Source organism: Segetibacter sp. 3557_3, assembly GCF_004354985.1.
GTDB lineage: Bacteria > Bacteroidota > Bacteroidia > Chitinophagales > Chitinophagaceae > Segetibacter.
In genome coordinates, this window is record NZ_SMSK01000001.1 from 23580 (window position 1) to 46848 (window position 23269).

The window sequence follows — 23269 nt, forward strand, 5'->3', positions numbered from 1 at the left end:
CCGCCGGTTAGTATTCCGGAATGCGACTTGATCTGCTAGTCCACTTTGGTCACCTTAATCATATTGGTCGGCAGGTGAAGCTGAACAGGTGTGCTGCCGGTATTGATTACAATGTCCGACGTGTTCACGAAGCCACGCTCTTTTAAAATGTTAATCTGGTCCTCAATAATATGGTCAACACTTTCTTCTTCTGCATAATAGAACGCTCTTACACCCCAACTTAAACTTAACTGGTTGATAAGGGTTCTTTCTTTAGAAAAAATGTATAATGGTGATTTTGGTCGATAACTGCTGAGCATAAATGCTGTGTACCCGCTTTGGGTCATACCGATCAGGGCCTCCGCATTCACGTCCCGGGCCATTTTACACGCATTGTAACAGATCGCGTCGCTGAGGAAAGAAGGAGAGTGGGGCTGAGGTTTAAGGTCTTCCTCGCGGTTGTAACGGTATTGCTTTTCCACTTCCATGATGATCTTACGCATGGTTTCTACAACCAAAGCGGGGTGATTTCCTGATGCAGTTTCACCACTAAGCATCACAGCGTCGGCACCTTCCAGTACCGCATTTGCAACGTCCGTTGTTTCACTCCTGTTTGGCTTAACCCTGTCGATCATGCTTTCCATCATTTGAGTAGCCACGATTACCGGCTTGGCGCGATGTAAACATTTGCGGATGATATCTTTTTGGATCAGCGGAACTTTTTCAACAGGAAGTTCAACTCCCAGGTCACCACGGGCAATCATGATAGCATCGCTTTCTATAATGATATCCCGGATGTTTGCAATCGCTTCCGGCTTTTCAATCTTCGCAATGATCTTGGCTTTGCTTTTATTTTCATCAAGCTTGCTGCGTAAGATTACAATGTCTTTTACGTTGCGCACAAATGAAAGCGCAACCCAGTCAAGTTGCTGGTCGATGATAAACTGAAGGTCCTCGAGATCTTTGGTTGTAAGTGCGGGCAAAGAAATCTTTGTATCAGGCAGGTTGATCCCTTTTTTTGAAGAAAGGATACCGCCGATAATTACTTCAACCTTAACGTCGCCATTTTTGAGGATATTCACCACCTTCACTTCAAGCTTACCATCATCAATCATGATGGTATTACCGATTTTCACGTCGCCTGCAAGGTTGGGATAAGAAACATAGATCTTTTCAAGGTTGCCGATGCATTTCTCATTTGTAAAAGTGAGTACATCGCCCGGAACGATCGGAAGTGCATTGTTTTCAATTTCACCAACACGAAGTTTCGGCCCCTGGAGGTCGCCAAGTATGGCTATGTTGTAAGGTTCTGTCTTGTTTATGTTCCGGATATGCTCAATGATCTGGGATTTGTCGTCGTGGTTGCCATGTGAAAAGTTCAGGCGAAACACGTTTACACCCGCCTTTACCAACTCAAGCAACTTGTCGTACGTATCGCAGGCAGGGCCAACCGTTGCCACGATTTTGGTACGGTGCGACATATGGTCAACACCCGCTTGCCTGTCCATGTTTTTGTGCAGGTACTTAGAAAGGTTTTTAGAAGCCTTCCTGTCGGGAGTAATGTTATTTTCTAACGGCATCATACATTAAGAAAAAAAGTGAATAAATTAACTGGCTAGTATCTTAACAATCCGTAACCAGTCGTTTGTGATTTTTTGTTTGGCCTTAACGGCCTTATCCAGGGGTATGTAGTTCATTTTGTTGTTTAAAATGCCCACCATAACATTATGCCGGCCTTCCATAAGCGACTCTACTGCGTGATAACCCATCCTGCTTGCAATCAACCGGTCGATACACGTTGGTGAGCCACCTCTTTGAATATGCCCGAGTATACAAATTCTCGTATCAAGGTGTGGCAAACGCTGACCTATTATCTTTACAATTTCCGCACCGCCAAATTTGTCCCCTTCTGCAACAACCACAAGATTTACCAGCTTTTTGCGACGCTCTTTCTCCGTAAGCGAACAAATAAGCTCTTCGATGTCGGTTTCAGTCTCGGGTATGAGAATATTTTCGGCTCCGGTAGCGATCCCGCTGTGTAAGGCGATGTAACCCGCGTCGCGGCCCATTACCTCAACGATAAACAACCGGTCGTGTGCATCCATGGTATCCCGGATTTTATCAATTGCTTCAACCGCAGTGTTTACTGCGGTATCAAAACCGATGGTGAAATCACTCCCGGCGATGTCTTTATCTATCGTTCCGGGAATGCCAATACATGGAATATCAAATTCGTTGCTGAATTTTTGCGCACCTTTAAAGCTTCCGTCTCCACCGATGATTACAAGGCCATTGATACCGCGTTTGGTTAGGTTATCGTACGCTATTTGACGACCAGAAGGTTCATAAAAGTCTTTACTACGAGCGGTTTTTAGAATGGTTCCTCCGCGCTGGATGATATTGGCCACACTTCTGCTGTCCATTTTCACAATGTCGTCATCGATCATTCCACTATATCCGCGCATCACGCCAAACACCTCTAAATTATGATATAAACCTGTTCGAACTGCTGCCCTTATTGCTGCGTTCATTCCCGGTGAATCCCCCCCTGAAGTGAGAACGCCTATTTTAGTAACTTTCTTCGGCATGACTAAATTTTATAACCAGAGTGTCGTTTGCGTAAATGATACGCAAACTCCAAAAGTAAGATTTTGCGGTAGAATACCATTTGCTTAAAAGGGTAAAACTTGAAATTGATCCCAAATTCGCACTTTGTAAACATATAATCCTTTCATTAGAACAGACTTAAAAGTTTTTTATTATTCTGTGAATTCTGGGGTTTGTTGTTAAAAAAAACACCGGGATGTTGAAATTTGTTTACTTATTGAACAAATTTGTTATGCAATATTCCATCTGTCTTCTTGCCCTGGTATGCGATACTATCTTAATGATCGCAATAATTAATTGGGCCGGGTAAATCACGAGACATTCAGAATTCACCTTTTTTTCGCGTGGCAGCGCACATTAGCAATAAGAAATTGTGGAAGTGTTCGTACGCAGTGATGGTTTTTAAAATTGATTGATTTACCCAATTTCAATAAACACCGTTCCGCCGGGTTTAGGTCCGGTGTGGTGGCCGGCAAACCCCAATATCAGTATGTCGTTTGGTATTGATGATAATTAACGTTGCTATATATTCACCTAATGAAGAGAGTTCTGATAACCGGGGCAAATGGCTTCCTCGGCCAACACTTAAGCGTTTACCTGGCTAAGAATGGATACGACGTTGTTGCAACAGGTAGGGGCGCCTGCAGGATCCCACAACAATATCACCATGGACTTTTGTATGCGGATGCGGACCTCACAAGTGTAGCAAGCGTGAAACTACTTGTTGATACTTTTGAACCCTCGGTTGTAGTGCATGCTGCTGCGATGAGTAAGCCCGATGTATGTAACTTAAACCAGGAGGAATGCTTAAGCATTAATGTCGGAGCCACCAGCAACCTGCTTGCATATTCCTTTAATCACTTTGTTTACGTGTCTACCGATTTTATTTTTGGCGAGAATGGACCCCATGGAGAAGATGCGCAACCGGAACCGCTGAACATCTATGGCAGATCAAAACTTTTGGCAGAACAGGAGGTCAGAAAAACAAGCATACCCTACACTATTCTACGCCCGGTTTTAATGTATGGAACTGTTTGGGAGGGTATGAAACCGGATTTTCTATACTGGGTAAAGCAAAATCTTTCCGAAGGCAAAAGGATAAAAGTAGTTAGCGATCAGCAGCGAACACCAACTTATATAGGCGACATCTGCAAGGGTGTTGACCGCATTATTCAACAAAAAGCAACGGGAGATTTTCACCTCGCCGGACGCGATATCCTTTCACCATATGACATGGCGATTGCTACTGCAAAAGCCTTGAATCTTAATGAAACGCTGATAGAACAAGTAACTGCTGAAACTTTTACCGAGCCTGTTAAACGTGCAAAGCGTTCGGGGTTGAAGATCGACAAAGCTCGCAATTTGCTAAACTATGAACCGGTGAGTTTTGCTGAAGGACTCAGACTTACGTTTAACAACCTGCCGTGAGGCACATAATGGTGTTGGCCGACCTGAGTATTATAATGGCGGGATATATACCAGTGATCAAGAGGGGTATGGTTTAGTTCATCATAATCACGTTTACACTGCGTTGCAGGATGTTAAACGCGATCTCCGCCATCATATTTTCCCGGTCGAGGGTTGGATTTACCTCTGTAATTTCGAGACAACATATCTTCCGGTTTTGCATAAACTTACTCACCAGGTCTTCTGCTTCTCTTTCTCTTAAGCCATTCGTTACCGGTGTTCCGGTTCCTTTAGAGATGGAAGCGTCGAGAGAGTCTACGTCGAAGCTCACATATATATCGGTGCAATCGCTTAGGTAGCGAAGGGCCGACCGGACGACGTTCTCCGGGCCTTTCCTTCGAACCTCGTTGGTTGTGATTACTTTCATTCCGTATTTCTCAATTAATCCTTTTTCTTCTTTTTCGAAGTCACGCAGTGATATCAAGACAACGTCCTCTCCCAATACCTTTGGAGCAATATCGCCGATGTTTTTGAGGTATTCCCAGTGCTCTTTCGTTTCCTCCGAAAGTTCGTGTATGGCGTACTCGAGGTTGTCTTCGGCAATTGCAGTCGCCAGCGGCATGCCATGCATATTGCCGGAGGGGGTTGTATAGGGCGTATGCAGATCAGCATGCGCATCGATCCAGATTACCCCAAGCTTGCTCTTAGGCTTCGCCATCTTGATGCCCGCGATGGTTGCACCTGAAATGCTGTGATCACCGCTGAGGACCACCGGGAAAAAGTGGCTCTTAATTGAACTTTGTACTGCTTTGCTTACTTTATCGTACATGGCGGCAACACCTTTAATGCGCTTTGCATATGGTGAAGCAATCGGTTCAAATAAGGTGCTGTTTTCGGTTGGAATTTTCTCGGATGGAAAATGAACAAAAAAGTTACTCATAAAATCAAGTGCAGCAATCTTTATCGCATCTATACCAAGACTTGCTCCACGAGTGCCTGCGCCGATTTCTGACGGAACCTCAATAAGCCTGATGTTCTTCATGAAATTAATTTAGTGAAAGGAAAAGGTTCTTGTGTTACCATGCAGCAACGCTAACCAGGAATGTAGAAGTTCATTGGCAACAAGAGCCAGGCGAAAGAAAAAGTATGGAGTTGTTTGATGGGCATGTTGCTGCTAAATTACGAATTTAAGTTCTTGGTAGGTTGACGGCTGTTGCAGCTGGTTGCTAATCCCGGGTACCGTTGATTGCAGGCAGGTAACATGCTTTAGACGGGTACTATGATTGGAAAACGAATAATTGAGGCTCAGCATGGGTTATCTTTTAAGCGGTATCGGCAATGCTCAAATGGAAATAGTATCATCCGTGTGACGAGGTGGTAACTACATAAATCAGCAAACAGAGCAGCAAACTGATGATAACCGCAAATAGCAGTTTGTATTTTTCCCAATAGCTGCTTCGCTGTTTATGTTCGAGGAAACGTTGAATATCGGATTGTGATTGGGGGTCGCTCTCAGCAAGTTGACGGAGTTTCGAAGCCAGGTTTTCGGCTAACAGAAAGTTTAAATGTTCGCATATTCTCAAAACTTCTGCGATAATTACCCTGGAACTGGATACGTCGCCTGCTTCCTTTATCACCAGCAGGTTTATTGACGAGAGCAGCTTATCAACTGCATGATATACCCATTGTTGGTTTAGGCGGTTGCTGTCGAACGATGCCACCTTTTTACTGAGTCGTTGGGTTTGGGTTAGGATAGTGGTGAGGGTAACTGCAGGTTTAGGTGGAGTAAAAATCGTGGTTCGTTCTTTAGCCTGGTCGTATTCCCTGCGTTTGAGATGGTTTGAGAGGACGCTATAGGCTTCCTGGATCTCCTTAAATTTTTCTTCTGCGAGCTTGTTATTGTTGTTTTTGTCGGGGTGGAACTTAAGCGCGAGTTTACGGAAAGCTTTTTTTATCTCCTGCTGGCTCGCGTTGGAGCTGATGTTTAATATCTGGTAGTAATTTTTCACACTTCCTTTGATGAAGGTAATTTCCGTGCCGTTGGCCGTTCTAATCTCAATTCGGGTAAAAGTAGGATGTTCCTCCAAAAGCTGACTCGGCAATGGTGGAGATTATACAGAATTATGTTCATACAAATGGGCTGAAGCAAAGAAGGAGTTGGGCCCGCTACATACTGCCTTTTTTTGAACGTTGGAGCACTATCGCGTACGTTGTCGGAAGCTATCGCATTCGTTCCGATGGTACCGTTCCCTGTGCAGAACACATTGCGTGAGGGATTGACGCGAAAAGCCCCGCAACCCGACGTAGGAGGGTAAGGGCTTGCAGCAAAAAGCCCGACCCCCCAACCCGAGTTGGGGGGACACGCCCCGTAAATGCAAATTGTTTTCTGTGCAACAATCATCGTTATTCCTAATCGCTTTCCAATCTGCAGTGCCTGTGCCTTTGCCTTGCGGCAGTAGTTTGCGTATGTTTTAATCAGGTCCGATTGTTGGTAGCAAGCATGTTATAAACCGATGCCCATGAAACAAAGTGCCGGCATTCTTGCTTACCGGCTAGTGGGTGGCCTGGAAATTTTTCTTGTTCATCCGGGAGGTCCTTTTTTCCGAAACAAAGATCTGGGTGCATGGTCGATTCCGAAAGGAGAGTTTGAAGATGGGGAGCAGCCCCTTGAGACCGCCAAACGGGAGTTTTACGAAGAAACCGGGCATGAACCACAGGGCACATTTTTTGAATTGCAACCGGTGAAACTGAAGTCGGGTAAGGTTGTTTTTGCCTGGGCGGTTGAACAGCAGATTGATGAACGTGCCCTGGTATCGAACACTTTTTTGCTGGAATGGCCGCCGCGATCGGGCAAGAGGGTGGCTTTTCCTGAAGTTGACAAGGCTGCATGGTTTTCGCTTACCGAGGCCCGAACAAAAATAAATCCCGCGCAGGCAGATTTCCTGGATCAGTTAGCCTCGCGTTTGCAGGACAGGAACAACAGCTAATGTTCAGGTGCCGGGTTACTATTGTTACAAAGCGCTATTAACAGCCTGGAAAGAGCCTAACATTCATGCCGGCATTTGCCAGGCGGGACATCAGCACCAGGAAGGCAACCAACATGAATACGATGACATTTAATCAATTGCTTCCAACTTCGAGCTGGAACTGAGTAGCCAACTCACAAATAATCAAAAGGAAGTATGACAGCAGAACACCAAAGACTAGCAGCAAACCAAATAAAGAAAAATCCACTTGAAAAATGGGGTCCCTACTTAAGCGAACGGCAGTGGGGCACAGTACGTGAAGACTATGGGCCATTTGGCGACGCCTGGAACTACTTTCCCTATGATCATGCCCATTGCAGATCCTACATCTGGGGTGAAGATGGGATTGCTGGAATCTCGGACTACTTTCAAAATCTTTGTTTTGCCATTTCGCTTTGGAACGGTAAGGATCCACTGCTTAAAGAACGACTGTATGGGTTAGGAAACCACGATGGCAACCACGGGGAGGACGTAAAGGAGTTGTATTATTATCTAGACAATATCCCCTCTCACTATTACATGGAATACCTGTACAAGTACCCACAACAGGAGTTTCCTTACAAACACTTGCTGGAAGTAAACAAGCATCGTTCAAAAGAAGAGCCCGAATATGAGTTGTTAGACACCGGCATTTTTGACGACAACGCGTACTTTGATGTACACGTTACGTATGCAAAAAAGGATTCGCAGGATATCTTCATCCGCATTTCGATTACCAACAGGTTTACAGAAGCCGCACCGGTGACGTTGTTACCTACTTTATGGTACTACAACCGGCTGAGTAACCGGTCGCTGAAAGAGCAGCCCCTGATTGAAAAACGTGACGAAAACGCCGTGAAAGCTTCGCACGAGCGTTTGGGGGAATACTACTTTTATTACGAACCTGCGTCGGTTTCGATGTTCACCAACAATGTAACCAACTTTGAGAAAGTTACCGGACAGCCCAATCCTGACATCTTTACAAAAGATGCTTTTCACGAAGCGATCGTTCGCGAGATAAATGTTGAGGAGCTTACTGCCAAAACCTCGGGAACCAAGTTTGCCCCGGTGTACCAGTTTGAGCTAGCGGGTGGAGAGGAAAAGGTTGTTTACTTAAGGTTGTCGGACAAAGACCTTGATACACCTTTTGAGCTTGGCTTTCAAAACATCTTCAATTTTCGCAAGTCGGAGGCTGATGCTTTTTACGCATCAATCCTGCCGGCGACCACCCCGGAACTGAACCGTATTCAACGACAGGCGTTAGCGGGATTACTATGGAGTAAGCAGTATTACCACTACGATGTTGAGCGTTGGCTTACCACCACAGACGGTATCACCCCGGTAAGTGCTGGAAAGATTCACGGTCGAAATCATGAATGGAAACACCTGAAGAACCAGGACATTGTGCTGATGCCCGACAAATGGGAGTATCCGTGGTATGCCGCATGGGACCTTGCTTTTCATTGCATCCCAATGGCGATGCTCGACCCGGGTTTCGCGAAACACCAGCTCCTGCTGATAATGCGGGAGTGGTATATGAAACCCGATGGCCAGCTTCCTGCTTATGAATGGCACTTTAGTGATGTAAACCCGCCTGTTCATGCATGGGCCGCACTACAGGTTTACCGGATCGAGAAATCAAAAACCGGAACTGGCGATATTCCTTTTTTAAAGAAGATCTTCCAAAAGCTCATCATCAACTTTACCTGGTGGATCAACAGGAAAGATGCAAGCGGAAACAACATCTTCCAGGGGGGATTTCTTGGCCTGGATAATATCGGGGTTTTCAACCGGAGCCTTGAAATGCCCGGCGACATGCGGCTGGAACAGGCTGATGGTACCAGTTGGATGGGGATGTACGCGTTGAACATGATGGATATGGCACTTGAAATTGCCATGGAAGACGAGACGTTTGAAGATACGGCAACCAAGTTTTTCGAACACTTTGTGCTGATTGCTGAAGCGCTTAATCAACACGGCTTATGGAACGAAGCCGATAAATTCTTCTACGATACCCTTGCCATAGCAAGTTCACAACCCCTGCAATTGCGCATTCAATCCATCGTTGGCTTAACTACCCTGTTTGCCGTTTCCATTATTGAGAATAAAGTACGCGACCGATTGCCGGACTTTAAGAAAAGGATTACGTGGCTCGAGAACTACCGTATGCGTAATCATCGCTTTTGGCCAAACGAGGAGCGGGCAGGAAGCGATAAACTCCTGATTTCGCTCGTGCCACAAGACCGGCTAAAGAGCATTCTTGAACGCCTGCTGAACGAAGATGAATTTTTATCGCCCGGGGGTATCCGCGCACTGTCAAAATTCCACGAAACAAACCCTTATACGGTCACGATTGATCATGTTAATTATACCATCCAGTACGATCCGGGCGACTCTACTTCAAACCTGTTTGGGGGCAACTCTAACTGGCGGGGGCCGGTGTGGATTCCCATAAATTATATCATTATCCAGTCTGTGCGCCGGTATGGTGAATTTTATGGTGATGGACTTTTGGTTGAATGCCCTGCAGGTTCCGGAAACAAAATGAACCTGGTACAGGTGGCGGAAGAATTGACCAATCGTGTGGTGAGTCTTTTTGAGAAGGATGTAGAAGGGAAGCGCAGGTTACATGGTGACTATGCCTGGTTTTATGAAAAGCCCGAAAATGAACACCTGCTGTTGTATTATGAGTACTTCCACGGCGACAAGGGTAATGGGCTGGGCGCAAGTCACCAAACAGGGTGGACCTCGTTGGTGGCACAGTTGATCAATGAGCTGCATGAAACAAAGTAGCCTTGCTAAGAAGGTGTTTTTACTTTTTTTCTGATTTTGTTTTTGCGGAAACGTTTTTTCCTATATTTGCACCCGCATTAAACGGCTGCGTAGCTCAACTGAATAGAGCATCTGACTACGGATCAGAAGGTTTTAGGTTTGAATCCTAACGCGGTCACTAAAGGGAATATCAAAATAGTTCAAAAGCCAGCTAAATCATTGATTTGGTTGGCTTTTTTGCTTTTTGGTATGTCAAATCAAAAGGAAATCATTATCCCAGAGAACTATTCATTGACTTGCAGCTAAGGACCCTACACGATTTCACCGGATTTGGTTGAGACCTATGCTGATGTTGATCGATCCCGGGAAAAGGCAGGGTTAAAGGAAACCTCTTAAATTTAGTGTATGAAACGCAGCGTAAAAAGCTTACTTGATTTTAGCATAGGCGCAACCGATGGTGACATTGGAAAAGTTAGCGAGTTTTACTTTGATGACAGGACATGGATGATCAGGTATCTGGTTGCAGAGACAGGTAACTGGCTTTCGGGCCGAAAAGTTCTTATCTCTCCCGAGTCCCTGTTAACGCCTGATTGGGAACAGCAGGCCTTCGCAGTAAGTTTGACTAAGGAAGAGGTTAAAAGCAGCCCCGATATCGATACCAATAAGCCAGTCTCGCGACAGCAGGAGGCTGAGTTGGATAAGGTATTTCCCCGAACGGGTTTCCTCGCTGGCGGCCTGGGACCTGGTGGTGTAGAGACCAGTGGTACGCTCATACCTATCGAGAATATGTTTGATACAGCAAATAAAAACGAGGAGGACAATGACCCGCATCTGCGAAGCACAAAGCAGGTCACAGGTTACAGCATTAAAGCACTTGATGGGGACATTGGCGTTGTAGAAGATTTGATAATTGACGACACCAAGCTCCGGGTTGATTACCTGGTTGTTGATACTGGTAACTGGTTTGCGGGTAAAAAGGTAATTATTTCACCAAAATGGATCAAAGAAATTAGCTGGGAGACGTCAGAAGTTGTCGTTAATGCAACGGTTGACCAGGTGCGAAATGCGCCGGAATACGATGTAAGTAAATACGTGGACGAGGTATACGAAAGTAGCCTTACTAATTATTATGGGCGGTTTATCTACTAAAGAGCGCTTACAAACATTATCGCAAAGAACCCATAGTAGGAAAGTACTACTTTAATATACCGGGCACTGAAAACAACGAATTTTGAAAGTACATAAAGTCAGGTTTTCAAACAAGGAGGGACACGATCTTTCAGCACGAATAACGCTTCCTGATAAAACAGGACCCTTTGTTTTTGCGATCATAGCTCATTGCTTTACCTGCAATAAAGATTTTAACTGTGTAAGAAATATTTCAAAGTCCCTCGCTCTTGCTGGATTTGGAATATTAAGTCTTGATTATACCGGGCTCGGGAAAAGCGATGGAAATTTTTCAGAATCAAACTTTTCTACGAACGTGAATGATTTGTTATCAGCAGCTGTTTATCTGCTTGAAAATTATACTTCACCTGCTCTAATTATTGGGCATTCTTTTGGCGGGCCTGCTGCAATTTATGCTGCTTCTCAAATACCTTCGATAAAGGCAGTAGTAACGATAGCTGCTCCGTCAGAAGTCGACCATGTAACCCATCTTATTAAAGACAAAATTGAGGAGATAAATGCGCACGGCGAAGCGGCGGTAAGTGTAGGTGGCAACCGGGTGATGATAGAAAAGCAGTTTTTAGATGATATAGCCCGGCACAATCTGCCGGATGCTATCAAAGAACTCGGAAAGGCAATATTGATTATGCATTCACCACACGACTCTACAGTATCCATCTCGAATGCGGAACAGATTTATACGGCAGCAAAACACCCAAAGAGTTTTGTTTCTCTTGACAATGCAGACCATTTGCTCAGTAGCAAAAAAGATGCGTGTTATACAGGAGATCTTATTGCAGTTTGGGCACGACGATATATTAATCCGGGATTATAATTGCCGTTACTTCTCTATCCCGAGCCGGTCTTACATCATTCTTTGTGAAGATATAATGTAGGTATTGTCGAAAAAGAATCCACTTACTCTTTGGGGCGCTGAAATGAAGTATTGACATTCCGCTAGCAAGCTTGCTTTTGTTCGGGGCAGTCTCCCGGTAAGGTAAAGAGAACATCTGCATAATGGCTTGTTGTTGCAAATTACCGTTTAAATAAATTATCCTCTTCTAATAAGATACTACTTATATACACGACCTTTCTTCACCAAATTACTTGATCAGGTTAAATAAGTGCTCATGTGCCTGAACCCATTATCAATATCGATATGTCTATGTTTCAGACTGCAACCAAGTGGATCCATGTTTCTTACAAAAGAATTGTAACCAGTATTGCCTTTCTGCCAGCAATCATCGCATTGTTATTTTGCGCACTGTCTTATTGCATGATTAAGTTCGATTTTTCAGCCACCGGAAAATCATTGAAATCAGGTTTGACCTGGCTTAGCCTTAAAGATGCGAGCACGGCCAGAAGCATCTGTTCTGCCATAACCAGCGGAATAATTTCTCTTACCGTTTTCAGTTTCAGCATGGTAATGATATTATTAAACCAGGCCGCTTCGCAGATGAGTAACCGGGTGCTGGACAAATTGATTGGCAACCGTTTTCAGCAGGTTGTACTTGGGTTTTACATCGGTACCATTGTCTATGCATTGTTTCTCTTAAGTACAATCCGTGATATAGATACGGGTATTTCCATTCCGGCTATCAGCACATATCTGCTTATAACCTTAACGATAATCGATATCTTTCTGTTTATCTATTTCCTGCATTTTGTTACCCAATCCGTAAAATACGATACTATCATTAACAAGGTTCATCACAGTACAAGAGACTGTCTCGAGTCGGTTTGTGTTATAAGCGAAAACACGGACGCAGATTTTAGCCAGCCTGCAAGTGGGATTTCTGTTCCTGTTAGGAAATCCGGGTTGTACCAGGGATTCGATCAAGAACGGCTCATTAAGCTTTGTAAAAGTGAAGACGTCATGATAACGATGCTTCACCCACCTGCTACCTTTTTGCTCGCTGGTAGTTCAGTTATAATGGTCACCGGCAGCAAAGCTTTATCATCAAACTTCGAGGATGCTCTTAGTCAATTGATAAATGTTGATACTACTCAGGATATTACAACGAATTACTACTACGGCTTTAGACAGTTAATGGAGGTGGCGATCAAAGCATTAAGTCCTGGCATAAATGACCCTGGAACTGCAGTGATGAGTCTACGCGCGATAATGGATTTGCTTGCCTTTCGGATGCAGCACTTTCCACGATGCCAGTTCGAAGATGAATTTGGCCAGCTTAGGATTATTGCGCATGAAAAAACAGCAACACAAATTTTTAAGGAAACGGTTCTACCTATATGGGACTACGGTTGCAAAGATCGCATGGTTCAGCAGGAGTTTATCCATTTACTGACACAATTAAAAAAGTTAAGCGATGTTCCTGCGCTTAACAGCCTGATGAGTGATGTACATAAAGCAATAGAGGAGAAAACCTGAGTGTAACAAGAATTCAGGAGAACATGAATTAAAGTCAGGTAAACATTAGTGCAATATTTTTCACTTATTCCAAAGCGCAAGTTACCCTATCAATAAATAGCCATCACGCGCAAAAAAAGTATATTCTTGAAGGTTTATTCCTGGGTGGATACGTAACATTTCCGGGGCGGAATGTTAAAACAAGCGGAAGACTGATCTAAAAAGTAAAGACGCCGTTAGAGGTGAGGGGTTTTAATTTGCCAGCCGAAATACAAATTTAAAGTTTACGATCCTGCTAAACCCTTTTCCGTGCATTTTCTATAAAATTCTCAATTAAATGATGCTGCATTATAAATGGGTATTGACTTCAGAAGTTAACAAAAAATCAGGAGCTAAAAACAGTACATCGCCATAAAGCATAAAACTGCAGGTAACAGTACTTCCGCGTTCTTTCACGCGAGATTGTCACAACTGGTCGCAAGTGTGTCTGCTTAAGATTACTTCTTTTCAGATGTTAGTTCATACTTTCTAAAAGCTCAGCCGATTTTTGAAAAAAAGCCTTCACTTTTTCCTCCTGTTGGAGGGTAAGCACGTCAGCATTGATCGCTTTAGCAGCGGTACTTACCGCGTTTGTTTGAGCGTTTAACTTTGGGTACCTGTTCTTTTGAATGCGTTCCAAATTTGCACTGAGTAGTTCAGCTGCTGACCGAATACTATCTGCATGGCTTGTTTCAAGCGGATCCTGGGTAATATGTGCAGCAATTTTCTCAACACGGCCAGTTACAGCTGTGAGATCAAGGTCAAGCGATTTTCCTTTCGAAACTATTGCTGTTGCAAGCAAGCGGATTGATTTAGATGTATACTCGTGATTTAAGTCCATTCGTTGGCCGGTTTCAACATAACTAACGTACTCTTCGACTGAAGGATCTTTAAAGTCAGCTGTTTCTTCGGTTGTAGCCTGATCATCTTTCCTTGTGGTAGTTAGGCCAATATAGGCCGCTATGCCGCCAGCAATTATTAATGCCAAAAACAAATACAACCAAATGTTGCGTTTTGGCTTTCCATCTTTTTCCTTCATAGCTGTAGGTTTTTATTGGCTTGTGAACGCTTTGAAGGTAAACAATATTCAGCAGTATCAGTTCCAAAGCATCCTTGATGCCCTGGTATTTGTAAGAACGAAAAGGATGAGCTGTGTTAGACGACAGCTGAAATCTCCTTAGCAGGGTTTATCTAAGCGCCGCCTTGTGCCAAGACGTTCCTTTGCTCGGAATGGTTTATGCAGGCATATAAAAAAGACTATGGAGAATATACTTTTTAACAGCTGGGAGAGCCTGCTGAGAACCGTATGTATAACAGTACTTGCATATGCTCTCCTGATTTTTCTTTTGCGTATTTCAGGGAAGCGCACCCTTTCGAAAATGAATGCGTTTGATTTAATTGTTACCGTTGCACTAGGATCTACTCTCGCAACTGTGATGCTCAGCAAGGATGTTGCTTTAATAGACGGGGCGGCAGCATTCTTCCTTCTCATTTTCTTGCAGTTCGGGCTAACGTGGTTATCAAGTCGCAGTAAAGAAGTAAGTAAGCTAATCAAGGCTACCCCTTCACTCCTGGTTTACAAAGGTGAATTGTTAACAGAAATGATGCTGAAAGAACGGATTGATGAAGATGAAATTTTTTATGTTTTGAGACAAAATGGGCTAAGCTCAATCGTGCAGGCGGATGCTGTAATCCTTGAGGCTGATGGAAGCCTTACCGTAGTTCAAAAGTTAACAAGCCTAAAAACATCCGTAATGACCAATTTGTTAAGGCCGTCTGTTATAGACGAAAATAAATGAGTTCTGAAACCACCGGCCGATATAAGTAGATAAAATAAATAAACACCCTTGCAATATCCCCTGAACTGTACTTAAAACAAGCATCTTTAAGTCTGTCAATTATGTCTTATTGTCGTTAAGTTAAGAACATCCATTTTGGGCCTAACTGTAATTTTTCCATTTTGCATTGTTGTCTGCCCGGCTGCGCCACTCGGACGGGCGTCGCACTCTTGTACTATAGTTACAATACGCAGCTTTAATGCAATGCAAAGGCTAGACTAAACGACATTAAATGATGTATCAGCATTTGCAACAATCTAAAATATTCAATATTACTATCAATGTACCGAACTATGCCCCTCAAATTACTTTCATAAATTAATCTTCAATTGATGGAATCTTTCCAGCTAATATCATTGGTAATAACCCTGTCCGCCTTTTTGGCTTACTTTAATATTCGGTTCCTCAAGTTGCCGTCAACTATCGGGGTTATGGTTTTATCGCTTTTATTATCCCTTATTGTGTTGTTAATCGCTTCGATTTCAAGTGTCGATGACCACCTCAAGAGCTTACTGGTGCAATTGGATTTTTCTGGCTTCCTTTTAGATTTTATGTTGGGGTTTTTGCTTTTTGCCGGAGCATTACATACGGATGTTAATAAACTCAGGGCATCGAAAGGCCCTATCCTGGCTTTTGCTACGCTTGGAATTCTACTTTCAACGATCCTGGTTGCGGGAGCCTTTTACTTTTTACTTCCGTTATTGTACATACGTGTCGATTTTATCTATTGCCTGTTGTTCGGTGCCCTTATATCTCCTACTGATCCTATAGCTGTACTATCAATCTTGAAAAAAGCTGGCATATCCGAGAGTATCGAAGTAAAGATTACGGGAGAGTCCTTGTTCAACGATGGGGTAGGAGTGGTTGTTTTCGTTGCTCTACTCAGTATTGCCCGGGAAGGCCTTGCAGAAATTACGACCGCCGAAATCTTGATTTTGCTGCTGGAAGAAATAGGTGGAGGTGTTTTGCTGGGTTTACTTCTGGGCTATATAGGGTTTAGTATGATGAAGCGCATAAATCACTACCAAACAGAAGTGCTGATAACGCTTGCCTTAGTGGTGGGCGGAAGTACCATTGCGCCTCTGTTTCATTTTAGTGGTGCGTTGGCAATGGTAGTGGCCGGACTGTTTATTGGTAATAAAGGTAGTTCCGAGGCAATGAGCGAGGAAACTAATGATTATGTTCACAAGTTTTGGGAAATGATAGATGAAATAATGAATGCAATTTTGTTCGTTTTAATAGGACTTGAATTGTTGATTATTCCTTTTGAGCTATCGTTTCTATACGTTGGCCTGGTTTCGATTTTGATTATCTTGTTAGCTCGGTTTCTTTCGTTAACGATTCCGTCCTCAATTTTTAGATTTAGCTATGAGTTTCCGAAAAGTACCTACTTAATCATGACCTGGGGTGGATTGAGAGGTGGCATATCTATCGCTTTAGCACTTTCTTTAACTGATGGAATGCAACGCAATCTCATCGTTTCAGTTACGTACATAGTAGTACTCTTTTCAATTATTGTCCAGGGATTGACGTTGGGAAAGCTGGTGAATAGGTTGAGGAAGACAACGGGGCCATTGGGTATTGATGAGGAGCCTGCCCAGCCAGGTACTAACTAATGCTTTTCCGAAGTAAGGTTTAAGGGGTTTTTCAATTACAAGATATTATCGGCCGCCATTTTGATTTAGAACGTAAAGACTGTCTGAATCAAAAGTGGAACAGCTTTTTTTCGAAGAGGCCAAGCTCAGGCTTCATACTTGTCGCCCAGAACATTAAGCAAGCATCATTTGTAAAATGAGATTCGTACTGTTCAGCGGCAGGATCTTCCCGCATGGGCGAACCTTTATCTACCAACCTGCAGAATGTGCCCCATTTCATGCCGTAATCAGTTTGTTTTAAAGTAGCCTGGGAAGGAAAGCTAATAACATGCGTATTTGGTGAGTTCCAATATAACCACGTACCTGGACAGGCCTTTCGTTACCTTATGTTGATTAAACTACTGCATTTCGGCTTCGCTTCAGCTAACCCGGGTACGCTTGCTACCCTTGCTACCTACAGGTAAGCCGATAGCGGTCAAACTATTAAAAACCAAAGTAATTAAACAATTAATTTATGTTGGACAATAGAGGTTATAAGAAGGTTGATCTTATGTATAGGCGAAAGCTCTTTCATGTTGAAGGTATCGAAGAACTAAACCAGCAATGAACAAGATTTCCAGGAATACCTATAATCATCCAATCCCGTTGGGGGAAGAATATATCACGTGTGTTTAAGCCAGTCCATGTTGCTGAAATAAAACATCAAGGGGCCAGTTAGGCAGGATAGATCTTCGAATTGATGTACCAAAAGTCTTCTCATACGCGTGCTGTCGTTTTCTTAGCTTGTCAGATAGGACGTTGCGACCCGTAGGCTGATGCTTAAATTTATAAGTATTCAAAATTGACTTTCTTACGTCCTCAAATTCTACCCATTTACAGAACTCAACCACGATTAGAAACCGTTATCCCCGGCTAGAACTTTATTGGATACAATTATTCGGTTCTGCCTCTCTCATGTGACCTTGTCAACGCTTAGCTGTTACAATTCAAAGTTCCAATTGCATAGCAACCAGCAACCCTGGTAGGATGAAACTACCTGGTGCGCTCTTCGTAAGAGCTTTTTACCGTTTCCCTTATCATCTCGTCCAATTGAACCGCACTTGCGCGTAACATATTAACAATATTAGCTGCGTTAGCGTCCATACTTAGTTGTTGAAGAATATCACAGAGACCAAGTATGTTTGCCAACGGGAGCCTTACTTTATGCGACTGATCATAAGCGATCTGACGCAAAACTTCTTTCTTTTTTCCAATGTCAGTTGTTGCAATTTGAAGTTCTTGCTGGCTTATTACAAGCTGCGTTATATCATAGCCGAGACAGAAAATACCGGTAAAAACACCCTCATCGTTGCGCATTGCTTTATACTCCCACTGTGTCGTTATAAAGCCGCCGTTTCCATCATGCTTTCTCAGCGTAGCAGGAAAAAAGGTATCCGGATCAGAAAAACATTTTGCTGCCGTGTCTTCACAGATATGTGAGTCTTCCGGAGGTATCATAATATTATAGGGCTGACCCACAAAGTTAGGATGAACGTTTTCGAATGCTTTGGCGTAGTGCGAATTGATATAGCTGTAAGTGCCATTCATGCTGGTCGCAATAAGATAGAAAAATTGAGATTTGTCGAAAAGGCTGAATGCTGCCTCAAAAAGTTTCATAGATTCTCAGATTTAAGTTCCCTGGAGTTGTTCAGAGTAGGCAAAGCTGGTGGAATTAAAACGATTTCAGAAATAATTAGATGTGTTTAGATCATTTTGTTTGGCTTGGTGTCACCTTCAGCCTCGGTGGGAATGGCAATCACAGTGGCTAAAAAAAGCTGATAACCCTGTCCTCAAAATGGTCCTTTCAAATCAAACCTAAGGAATCATTCTTCAGGTGAACTATTCGGTGAATTGAGAATAAGGATGCTACGTTATATTCAATCTTCAACAATTGGTTCAATGATGCGGCCTAGTCAATCCTGTTTGCGGCGAATACCTTATTTCTCGCCATCAGGCAACCGCCAATTACACCGGCCTTCTCCTCCAGCTTAGACATCTTCAATTGAGAGTCGTTATTTACCAGGGAGAGGGAATATTTGTTTAAAGCGCTCCTGATGGGCAGGCGAATGTAGTCGCCGGTTTGTGCTAAGGTGCCCCCAAGCAACACCAGTTCGGGATTGAAAATATTAATCAGCAATGCAATACCTCTTCCTATCTTTTCACCAATCTCTGCAATCAGTTCTATACACAGCATGTCGTCGTTTTTTGCCGCCTCAATAATTTGCTGAAGCTTCAAGTTATCGAAGCTGTCAACGCTTTTCACGAGCTGCGATGAAGAGCCCCCATTAATTTTCTCTTTAAACAACCTGATCAGCGCATTGCCAGAGCCTTCAGTTTCGAGGCAGCCTCTTTTGCCACACTGGCAAATGATTTCATTGTCAAAGAAAGGGATGTGGCCAAACTCTCCGCTAAAGCCTGACTTGCCATAATATACTTTTCCATCTACCAGGATTCCAAGTCCTAAGCCATAGTCCATGTTGATGAAGAGAACATTTCGTTCTTTGCTTACAATTCCACAGCAAAACTCTCCATAGGCCATCGCACGCGAGTCGTTTTCCAAAAAAGTCCGGATCCCTAAGATCGCCTCTATGGTACCAGCCAGCGGCTCCTCATGAAAATGGAAGAAGCTGTAGCTATACCCATTTGCATTATTGATCCGGCCTGAGAGATTGATGCCTACCGCTACAATTTTGTCTTTCGACACCGTTAGTTCGGCAATAAATTGCTTGATAACTTTAATCATTTCATTGAACGACTCCAGCGAGTTTTCCAACTTATAGGGCACATTTTCCTTAATGGTAACCAGCGACTTCTTAAAATCGAGCAGCCCGATATTGATGGAGTACCGCTTCACGTCTACGCCAATAAAAAAAGCCGCCTCTGCCACCAGCCCATATAAGCTTGCCCTTCGACCACCGGTTGAGTCTACCTTACCATTGTCCTTTATGAGCCCGTCCTGTATAAGTTCGTTTACAAGGGCAATGGCCTTGGGTGTACTAATATTTAACTCCCTGCTGAAGTCGGCTACAGTCGCATTGCCCGTTCCATCCAGGTAAGAGATGATGGCTCGCTTATGTGCCTTGTTTTTGTAAGCAACACCGTTGGTGTTTTCATCAGAAAAAACTTCAAACAAGAGTTTAGACATGGAAACTGTTTGCTGTAAAAATCGGCAAAAGGATTTATCCCGGAACTGAAAACTTGAGAACTAAATAAATTTTTTTAAAAAGTATTTGGAAGTTATTAAAATAAATGCAAAATTGAGGTTCTAAATCGATCTGCTTTGGCCATTGAGGAAACCTTCGTTTTGCCCCAAGCTTCAACCGCATTGTCGGAGTATGCAGCTATTTATAAAAGTGAGCTCCTTGAGAATGTTTTACCATTCTGGATGGCCCATAGCAAGGATGAACGCAACGGTGGTTATTTTACTTCATTAAACCGTGAGGGAACAGTTTACGACACCGATAAGTTTATGTGGCTTCAGGGCCGGGAGGTCTGGTGTTTTAGTTACATGTATAACCACATAGAACGGAAACCGGAATGGCTCAATATGGCTTTACATGGGGCCTCCTTTATGGAGAAATGGGGTAGGGATGCAAACGGAGACTGGTATTTCTCTCTTACAGCCGAAGGTAAACCGCTTATCCAACCATATAATATCTTCAGCGACTGCTTTGCTACAATGGCATTTGCGTCATTAAGCAAAGCTTCTCCCAATGAGCGATACAACCGGATCGCGTTAGATACTTTTCAAAACATATTAAAACGACGGTCCAACTCCAAAGGGCAGTACAATAAGAACTATCCCGGCACCCGGCCCTTGAAGAACTTCAGCCTTCCCATGATACTTTGCAACCTTGCTCTTGAACTGGAGCACCTGATGGGTAAAGCGCAGGTAGATGCATTTATTCCGGAGGTGATCCATGAGGTAATGGAGGTGTTTTATCAACCGGATCTCGGATTGATACTGGAAAATGTTTACGAAGACGGTTCTTTTTGTGACTCTTTTGAGGGTCGCCAGCTCAACCCTGGACATGCAATAGAAGCCATGTGGTTTGTGATGGACCTGGGCAAGCGGATGAACGATGATGCATTAATCGAGAAAGCAGTGGACATCATGCTTCGAACCCTGGAACATGGGTGGGACAACGAACACGAGGGAATATTCTATTTCCTCGATGTTAAAGGCGCACCGCCACTACAGTTGGAATGGGATCAAAAGCTTTGGTGGGTACATGCAGAAGCGCTGGTTGCCCTGGCAAAAGGCTATGCATATACAGGAGATGAGCGTTGCGCCGCCTGGTTTAAAAAACTTCATCACTACACCTGGAACCATTTCAGGGATCCGGAATTTGGCGAATGGTTTGGCTACCTCACGCGAGAAGGAAAGATTCTGTCTCCTGCAAAAGGAGGCAAGTGGAAGGGCTGCTTTCATATACCACGCAGCCTATACCAGGTATGGAAAACAGTGGAAACGCCTAAGCAAAACTAGTCCGGCAAACAAACGTATAAATGCCACCTATTACCAAGTAAGTACCGCAGCTCGATTCCATATGATTAAACCCTTTATCACCTTTTGTATCTGTCTCTCCTGGCTTGCCGGCTATGCTCAAAGAACCATTGAAACTGATGTTTTAGTGATTGGCGGCGGGGTTGGGGGGAGTGCAGCCGGCATCCAGAGTGCACGGATGGGTGTTAAGACGGTACTGGTGGAAAGTGGTCCATGGCTGGGAGGGATGATATCAGCGGCCGGTGTTACAGCAACAGACGGGAACCACAACCTGCCTTCAGGCTTATGGGCCGAGTTCCGCAATCATGTGTATAACACTTACGGCGGCCCAACAGCTGTTGCTACAGGATGGGTTAGCAATACACAGTTTGAACCGCATGTGTCGGACAGCATTTTTAAGCTGATGGCAAAGAATGAAAAGGAGCTGACAACCTTATTTAATTACTCCTTTACGAAGCTTTCAACAAAAGCCAACCGGATTACCGAAGTCGTCTTTACAAGTCATAAAAACGGGGACAAGTTAATCGTGAAGTCAAAGATTTGTATCGATGCTACTGAGTTGGGAGATGTAATGAAAGCTGCGGGAGTTAGTTATGACCTGGGTATGGAGGCCGGTTCAATTACCGGGGAGAACGTCGGAATCGTTACTTCCAATAATATCGTACAGGACCTTACTTATGTGGCCATTTTGAAAGATTATGGTGCTGGTACCGATCATACCATACCTAAACCGGCTCACTATAGCCCGGATGAATTTGACGCTGCATGCACAGATTATTATAAAGACAAAAGCCGCCAGGCACCCACGGTCGACGCAAAAAAGATGTTGGATTATGGCAAGCTGCCAAATGGAAAATATATGTTGAACTGGCCGGGCTATGGCAATGATACCTACCTGAACGTGGTAGAAATGACCGACGCTGAAAGATCAAATGAATTGGAAAAGGCGAAGCAGACGACACTACGTTTTGTTTATTTTATCCAGCAGCAATTAGGCTTTAAACACCTGGGCCTCGCTGATGACGAGTTTCCAACCGGCGATAAGTTAGCGTTGATGCCTTACCACAGGGAAGGCAGGAGGCTCAAAGGTTTAGTTAGAATGACCATGAGACATATTGCAGAGCCATATACCTATGGTGACGCTTTGTACCGAACCGGGATTTCAGTGGGTGATTACCCCATAGATCATCATCATAAAAAGAACCCGGCTGCACCCCAGCATTTGGAATTTTATCCCATTCCTTCCTATAATGTTCCACTCGGTGCGCTTATTCCACAAACAATAGAAAATTTAATTGTTGCAGAAAAAGGCATTTCGGTTAGCAATGTTGTTAACGGAACCACGCGTTTGCAGCCTTGTGTAATGTTGACAGGTCAGGCTGCCGGGGTGTTAGCCGCACTCTCATCAAAACAAAATGGGGCACCTCGCAAAGTTGCAGTGCGTTCGGTACAACAAGAGTTGCTTAAAGCAAAAGCGTACATCATGCCCTATATAGATGTACTACCTGGTAACCCGCACTTTGAAGCCGTACAAAAAGTTGGCGCGACAGGTTTATTAAAGGGTAAGGGTATCCCAAATAAATGGGCCAACCAAACCTGGTTTTATGCTGACTCCGTGGTAAACGCGAAGGAGTTGTTGAAGGCCCTGGTGGATTTTAAACAATCAAAGGCCATTTTCACCGACGTTAATGTAAGCATTCGCGAGGCACTTGACCTGGCTAAAAGGATGAGTGCTTCACGCCGAACTCAAAACAAAGAACAGTGGGTGCCAATTGGAATTGAATTAACGCGCGCGCGCTGGCAAGAGTGGGGATTAACCAATTTCGATGAGAAGAGACCCATTACACGGTTAGAATTGGCTGTTCTGCTAAACAATACCATTGACCCTTTTTCTATGAAGGGCGTTAATCATAATGGAGTTTTTGCAAACTAAACAAATTCAA

The 23269-nt window shown here is 43.8% G+C and carries 17 protein-coding genes and 1 tRNA gene; 11 read left to right on the forward strand and 7 right to left on the reverse strand.

The annotated features are described in order from the left end of the window. Positions 1-35 precede the first annotated feature (35 nt). Both pyk and pfkA read right to left on the reverse strand, forming a co-directional pair. Complete coding sequence (pyk, locus tag EXU57_RS00090; protein WP_243745465.1) at positions 36-1562, reverse strand: pyruvate kinase; 1527 nt, start codon at positions 1560-1562, stop codon at positions 36-38. Between the two features lie 24 nt (positions 1563-1586). Beyond that, a complete protein-coding gene (gene pfkA / locus EXU57_RS00095; protein WP_133266135.1) occupies positions 1587-2567 on the reverse strand; it encodes a 6-phosphofructokinase in 981 nt (326 codons plus the stop codon). A gap of 556 nt (positions 2568-3123) precedes the next feature. On the opposite strand from pfkA, the gene EXU57_RS00100 reads away from it, so the two are divergent. Continuing rightward, the gene (locus tag EXU57_RS00100) at positions 3124-4014 is read left to right on the forward strand and encodes an SDR family oxidoreductase (protein WP_133266136.1); all 891 of its coding nucleotides are present in this window, start codon (positions 3124-3126) and stop codon (positions 4012-4014) included. A 73-nt stretch (positions 4015-4087) separates the two neighbouring features. Here the strand turns inward: EXU57_RS00100 and EXU57_RS00105 are convergent, their stop codons facing one another. Beyond that, positions 4088-5035: an arginase gene (locus tag EXU57_RS00105; protein ID WP_133266137.1), complete on the reverse strand. Its 948-nt coding sequence runs from the start codon at positions 5033-5035 to the stop codon at positions 4088-4090. A 316-nt stretch (positions 5036-5351) separates the two neighbouring features. Continuing rightward, entirely contained in the window at positions 5352-6095 is a 744-nt protein-coding gene (locus tag EXU57_RS00110) for a J domain-containing protein (protein ID WP_207955341.1), read from the reverse strand. A 417-nt stretch (positions 6096-6512) separates the two neighbouring features. Between EXU57_RS00110 and EXU57_RS00115 the strand changes: the two genes are divergently transcribed. The 6 genes from EXU57_RS00115 to EXU57_RS00140 all read left to right on the forward strand — a co-directional run bounded on the left by EXU57_RS00115 (position 6513) and on the right by EXU57_RS00140 (position 13329). After that, a complete protein-coding gene (locus EXU57_RS00115; RefSeq protein WP_133266138.1) occupies positions 6513-6980 on the forward strand; it encodes an NUDIX domain-containing protein in 468 nt (155 codons plus the stop codon). A 195-nt stretch (positions 6981-7175) separates the two neighbouring features. After that, positions 7176-9791 (forward strand): MGH1-like glycoside hydrolase domain-containing protein, encoded by a 2616-nt coding sequence (locus EXU57_RS00120; RefSeq protein ID WP_133266139.1) that lies wholly within the window; start codon positions 7176-7178, stop codon positions 9789-9791. 83 nt (positions 9792-9874) lie between these two features. Then, positions 9875-9948 (forward strand) — tRNA-Arg (locus EXU57_RS00125). 227 nt (positions 9949-10175) lie between these two features. Next, the gene (locus tag EXU57_RS00130; protein WP_133266140.1) at positions 10176-10919 is read left to right on the forward strand and encodes a PRC-barrel domain-containing protein; all 744 of its coding nucleotides are present in this window, start codon (positions 10176-10178) and stop codon (positions 10917-10919) included. Positions 10920-11001: 82 nt separating this feature from the next. After that, the gene (locus tag EXU57_RS00135) at positions 11002-11772 is read left to right on the forward strand and encodes an alpha/beta hydrolase family protein (RefSeq protein WP_165957979.1); all 771 of its coding nucleotides are present in this window, start codon (positions 11002-11004) and stop codon (positions 11770-11772) included. 441 nt (positions 11773-12213) lie between these two features. Next, complete coding sequence (locus tag EXU57_RS00140) at positions 12214-13329, forward strand: DUF2254 domain-containing protein (protein ID WP_243745499.1); 1116 nt, start codon at positions 12214-12216, stop codon at positions 13327-13329. A gap of 493 nt (positions 13330-13822) precedes the next feature. Here EXU57_RS00140 and EXU57_RS00145 read toward each other — a convergent pair whose 3' ends face one another. Further along, positions 13823-14386: a hypothetical protein gene (locus EXU57_RS00145; protein WP_133266142.1), complete on the reverse strand. Its 564-nt coding sequence runs from the start codon at positions 14384-14386 to the stop codon at positions 13823-13825. 220 nt (positions 14387-14606) lie between these two features. Between EXU57_RS00145 and EXU57_RS00150 the strand changes: the two genes are divergently transcribed. Together EXU57_RS00150 and EXU57_RS00155 are read left to right on the forward strand one after the other, a co-directional pair. Then, positions 14607-15146, forward strand: coding sequence for a DUF421 domain-containing protein (locus tag EXU57_RS00150; protein WP_133266143.1), 540 nt, complete (start codon positions 14607-14609; stop codon positions 15144-15146). 371 nt (positions 15147-15517) lie between these two features. After that, the gene (locus tag EXU57_RS00155; protein ID WP_133266144.1) at positions 15518-16801 is read left to right on the forward strand and encodes a cation:proton antiporter; all 1284 of its coding nucleotides are present in this window, start codon (positions 15518-15520) and stop codon (positions 16799-16801) included. 1011 nt (positions 16802-17812) lie between these two features. Here EXU57_RS00155 and EXU57_RS00160 read toward each other — a convergent pair. Further along, entirely contained in the window at positions 17813-18436 is a 624-nt protein-coding gene (locus EXU57_RS00160; RefSeq protein WP_133266145.1) for a PAS domain-containing protein, read from the reverse strand. A 292-nt stretch (positions 18437-18728) separates the two neighbouring features. Next, entirely contained in the window at positions 18729-19964 is a 1236-nt protein-coding gene (locus EXU57_RS00165) for an ROK family transcriptional regulator (RefSeq protein WP_133266146.1), read from the reverse strand. Between the two features lie 159 nt (positions 19965-20123). Here EXU57_RS00165 and EXU57_RS00170 point away from each other — a divergent pair, with 159 nt between their 5' ends. Continuing rightward, a complete protein-coding gene (locus EXU57_RS00170; RefSeq protein ID WP_243745466.1) occupies positions 20124-21308 on the forward strand; it encodes an AGE family epimerase/isomerase in 1185 nt (394 codons plus the stop codon). Between the two features lie 61 nt (positions 21309-21369). Beyond that, a complete protein-coding gene (locus EXU57_RS00175) occupies positions 21370-23259 on the forward strand; it encodes an FAD-dependent oxidoreductase (protein WP_133266147.1) in 1890 nt (629 codons plus the stop codon). The last annotated feature ends 10 nt before the right edge of the window (positions 23260-23269 follow it).